General features: G+C 69.6%; 4 protein-coding genes and 1 pseudogene. 1 reads left to right on the forward strand and 4 read right to left on the reverse strand.

What is annotated here, in order from left to right; genetic code table 11:
• Positions 1-191: 191 nt before the first annotated feature.
• Positions 192-896, reverse strand: a complete 705-nt coding sequence (locus tag C2L59_RS46670) for an alpha/beta fold hydrolase (RefSeq protein WP_103356001.1) — start codon at positions 894-896, stop codon at positions 192-194.
• A gap of 69 nt (positions 897-965) precedes the next feature.
• Entirely contained in the window at positions 966-1,361 is a 396-nt protein-coding gene (locus C2L59_RS46675) for a hypothetical protein (protein ID WP_103356002.1), read from the reverse strand.
• 118 nt (positions 1,362-1,479) lie between these two features.
• Between C2L59_RS46675 and C2L59_RS50575 the strand changes: the two are divergent.
• Positions 1,480-1,677 (forward strand): annotated as a pseudogene (locus C2L59_RS50575) (TetR family transcriptional regulator); the annotation flags it as partial.
• Between the two features lie 122 nt (positions 1,678-1,799).
• Here the strand turns inward: C2L59_RS50575 and C2L59_RS49745 are convergent.
• Both C2L59_RS49745 and C2L59_RS46685 read right to left on the reverse strand, forming a co-directional pair.
• Positions 1,800-2,141, reverse strand: coding sequence for a hypothetical protein (locus C2L59_RS49745; RefSeq protein ID WP_233224101.1), 342 nt, complete (start codon positions 2,139-2,141; stop codon positions 1,800-1,802).
• Positions 2,142-2,219: 78 nt separating this feature from the next.
• Positions 2,220-3,932, reverse strand: a 1,713-nt coding sequence (locus C2L59_RS46685) for a glycoside hydrolase family 2 TIM barrel-domain containing protein (RefSeq protein WP_233224102.1), incomplete at its 5' end; no start/stop codon positions are given.

Below are 3,932 nucleotides of genomic sequence, written 5' to 3' on the forward strand. Positions count from 1 at the left end.
CGATGTGGAGGGCGGGTTCACCGCCAGCCTCTCGGTGACCCTCCCGGCCTCGTGCGGCCCGACGGTGATCGAACACCACCTGAAGCACTTCGCGGTGGAGTTCCACAACTGGATCCTCCGAGCCGCGTCGGAACGCTCCGACGGCTGAACTCAGGCCTCCGGGACCGTCCCGGTGAATCCGCCGGAGGGCATCAACGCACACTTTCGACACCGTTCCGGGCCCAGGCCGCACATTCGGCGGCGAACGCTAGCTGACGCAGGTGCAGCGCGTGGCTGTGGCCGGTACCGCGGGTCACGCTCACGAACGGCGCGGAGGTGAACATCGCCGCGAACGCTCCGACGTTCTCCGGGTTGCCGGCCCACAGCGCGCCCAACTCCGCCAGTGCGCAGTGGACCGGGACGCGCACGTCCGGCGGCAGGGAGCCCAGCGCTTCGGCCGCGCCACCCGACGGGATCACCGCACGCAGCCCGGTCGTCGAAACGCCGATGAGGGGGAAGTCCGGCCGGCTCGCCGCGATCAACAAGGCGATCATCCCACCGATCGAATGACCGACCAGGAACACCTCCCGGCTACCCGCGTCCGCCGTCACGGCGGTGATGGCTGCACTCAGTAGTTCGGCGTGCCGTTCGAAAGTGTTGGCCGCCGGGTCGAGTGGGGTGCTGCCGCCGTAACCGGGCCGGTCGAAAGCCACCACACGGTGCCCGATGGTGGTGGCAACGTCCAAAAAGGACCCGTGACGCGAGCCTGCGACGTCACCGTAGCGCGCGGTGTAGGTGCCACCGTATAAGGCGATGATCAAGGGCCGATCGGTCGGCTGTTCGGGCCCGGCGGTCACTGCCGTGAGCGTGGTGCCACCGACATCGTGAGTGAAAAGGTCACGTTGCTGGGCCAGCATTGGACTCCTGCCAAGAAAAGGGAATCAACGGTAAGATTTACGAAGCGAGCCGGCCTGCGGCAGCGTCCTTCAGCGCCGGGCGCGCATCACTCCTCCGAGCGCACCGGCCACGGCGCCGGCGAGAGCCGTGATGACGACAAGGAGATCGGGAACGCCGCCCAGGTCGATCGTGTCGGTCCAGCCGGTCAGGGCGCGGACGGCGAGGAGCGCCACTCCGTAGAGCAGGCCGCCGGCGACACCCCGGATCAGCCCCGGTCGCCAGCCGTGGTGCTCGAAGCCCCCGAAGAACCCACCGATAGCCGCGGCGACCTGCACTACCCAGTAAGCCGGGGCCGATGCGCCGAGCAGGAGCCCGGAGACGCCTCCCAGCACGAGGGGCGCGAGCACGGTGCCCATCACTTTGCCGAGCATCGACTGGCCCGCGAACGTGCCCTTCCCGGTCGTCGAGCCTCTTTTGAGAACCATGCATGTACTTTTGCACGGCGGCACAACCAAGGGAAGCATCGGCGCCGAAGGGTTCCGTTATCCTGCGCCCGTGAGCAACCCGGGAAGCAGCGAGGACCTGCCGGCCACGTTGACCCTGATGCCCAACCGGCTCGAGCTGCCCCGGGGACGGGCCGCCCTGTCGGGGTCTGAGGTCGCCGCGTCGCAGCGGGGCCGGATCTTGCAGGCGGTGACCGAAGAGGTGGCCGCGCGCGGTTACGCGGCGACTTCCGTCCAGCACGTCATCGGCCGGGCCCGGGTGTCACGGTCCGCTTTCTACGCCTCGTTCACCGACAAGCAGGACGCCTTCGCCCAAGCCCACCTCCAAGCCAGCCGGCAACTCCTCGACCTCATCCACGACCGAGTCGCTGAGGTGGCCGGCGCAGCCTGGCGAGAACGGCTTCGCGCGGGGGTGCGTGCCTACCTCGACGGTTTCGTGAACGCGCCAGCGTACGCGGTCAGCTTCATGGTCGAACTGCGTGCCGCCGGCCCCTCCTCCTCGACCAACGCGATCAAGTCCTCGAACAGCATGCGCGGAACTTCGCCCGGCTCGCCGAGAATGCCGCCGCCGAAGACCCGGCGGTCCACCGCCCGTCGGACCTGGAGCTCATCGGGGCGATCGGGGCCGCCGACGAACTCGCGACCCGGGTCATTCGGGCCACTCCTGCCGGCCAGCCACCCGAACTCGAACCCCTCCTCACTCCGATCGTCACCATCCACGAGGCGGTGCTCACCGGGCCTTGATGTCCCGGCTTGCTTCATCCCCTCGACTCTCGGGACAAGCCATCTCCGCACCCGGGTGACAGGCGACTCCGATCACGGGATGACCACAGCACTCCCTCACGCGTCGAAACGGAAGTACACCGTGCGGTGGTAGTCGCCGGTGGCGGCGTTCGGGCGGCTCTCCGGGCCCAGCGCCGCAACGCCGTGGAACTTGTTGCCGACCGGGGCGATGCCGTCGAGCAACGAGACGTTGCCGGCCGGGTAGGTGACCACGGCGTTCTGCGGATCCGGGCCCACCGCCGGGGTGAACAGCCGCAGGAACAGGCCCTCCTCCGCGGCGACCACCGTGACCGCGCCCTCGGTCGTGTCCAGCATCGCCCAGCAGGTCCGCGCGTGGTAACCCTTGAACTCCGGGTAGGCGAACCCGCTCGCCCCGGTCGCGGTGTTGTTGTACGGCTTGCTCCAGACGTCGGGCTGCACACCGCGCAGCCGGTTCTTGTAGACCCGGTACGGCCCGTCGCCGAGCCACGTCAGGCCCCGGACGTTCGCCTCGGGATAGTCGAAGTTCACGCCGAGGTGGTCGTGGTCGCCGGTGGCGTGGTAGCGATACACCAGCCGCAGCCAGCCGTTCGCGTCCAGGCGCCAGCGCACCGACGTCAGGCCGCCGCTGTAGTCGCACTGCACGACCCAGCCCGTGCCGTCGCGGAAGTGGCTGAACCCGGTGAGCGTCGCCGCCCCGCCGGCCGGGGCCGGGCCGTTGGCCAGCGACACCGGTGTACTGCCGCGGCGCACGCCGGTCAGCCGTCCGTCGGCCTTGCCGATGGTGATCCGGGTGGCGCCGGCGACGAGCACGACGTCGGTGGCGGTCTCGGTCGCGGTGACGCTGCCCGTGGTCGCCGGCTTGATCAGGCGCGCGGCGAAGTCCGGTGCCTTGCGGATGCGCCACGTCCAGCTGGTGATCTCCCGGCCGGTCGGGTCGATGACGCTCAGCCGCAACGCGTCCGCGCCGGTCCAGCCGACGGGCAGGCCGAGCGTCACCGCGCCGGTGGCGCCCGGTGCGACGTCCGGCGCGGTCGCCTGGCCTTGGGCGAGGACCTGGTGACCGGGGCCCGCACCGGGCGCGGGGAACGCGAGCAGCTGCCAGGTGAACCGGCACGTCCGCAGGTTCGTGAAGTCGTACCGGTTGACCAGTTTCACGGTCTTGTCGAACGACGCCGGGAAAACCGATTCGTAGTAGGCCGGGCTGGCCAGTTGGACCGGCGACCAGATGTCCTTGATCGTGAAGAAGCTGCCCTCCTTCTCCCGGTACGGGCCGAGGATCCCGTCGGGCGCGCGGCTGCCGTTGGTGTCGAGAGCCCCGCCACGGTCGTCGCGCGCGACGCTTTCGTCGACGAGCGCCCAGATGAACCCGCCCGCCGAACGCTGCGACCCGCCCATCAGCTTCCAGTAGTCGTTCAAGCCGGCCCCGGCGCCGCCGTCGTAGAGGCCGTGCAGGAACTCGGTCGGCATGAAGATCGCGGGGCCGGCGGCCTTGCTCGCGGTGCTGCTGTAGGTCTGGTAGTGGCTCGTGTCGACGCCGCTGAACGTCGTCCAGGGGTGCAGCACGGCCCGCCGCTGCGGGTCGTACTGCGCAAAGTCGTCGTCCAGCGCGGTGTTCCAGCCACCCTCGTTCCCGTTGTCCCAGAACAGGATCGACGGGTGGTTGACGTCGCGCTCCACCAGCGCCTCGACCAGTGGTGCGCCGACGCCTTCGTCGTAGTGGTGCTGCCAGCCGGTCAGCTCGTCCAGGACGTAGAGCCCGAGCTCGTCGCAGAGGTCGAGGAAGTACGC

Origin of the sequence: Amycolatopsis sp. CA-128772 (assembly GCF_002904295.1) — a bacterium.
In the GTDB taxonomy this organism is placed as follows: Bacteria; Actinomycetota; Actinomycetes; order Mycobacteriales; family Pseudonocardiaceae; genus Amycolatopsis.

Excerpts from the sequence above, each read along its gene's own strand:
- C2L59_RS46670 (WP_103356001.1), bottom strand. The coding sequence starts at position 896 with ATGCTGGCCCAGCAACGTGACCTTTTCACTCACGATGTCGGTGGCACC.
- C2L59_RS46675 (WP_103356002.1), bottom strand. The coding sequence starts at position 1,361 with ATGGTTCTCAAAAGAGGCTCGACGACCGGGAAGGGCACGTTCGCGGGC.
- C2L59_RS49745 (WP_233224101.1), bottom strand. The coding sequence starts at position 2,141 with ATGAAGCAAGCCGGGACATCAAGGCCCGGTGAGCACCGCCTCGTGGAT.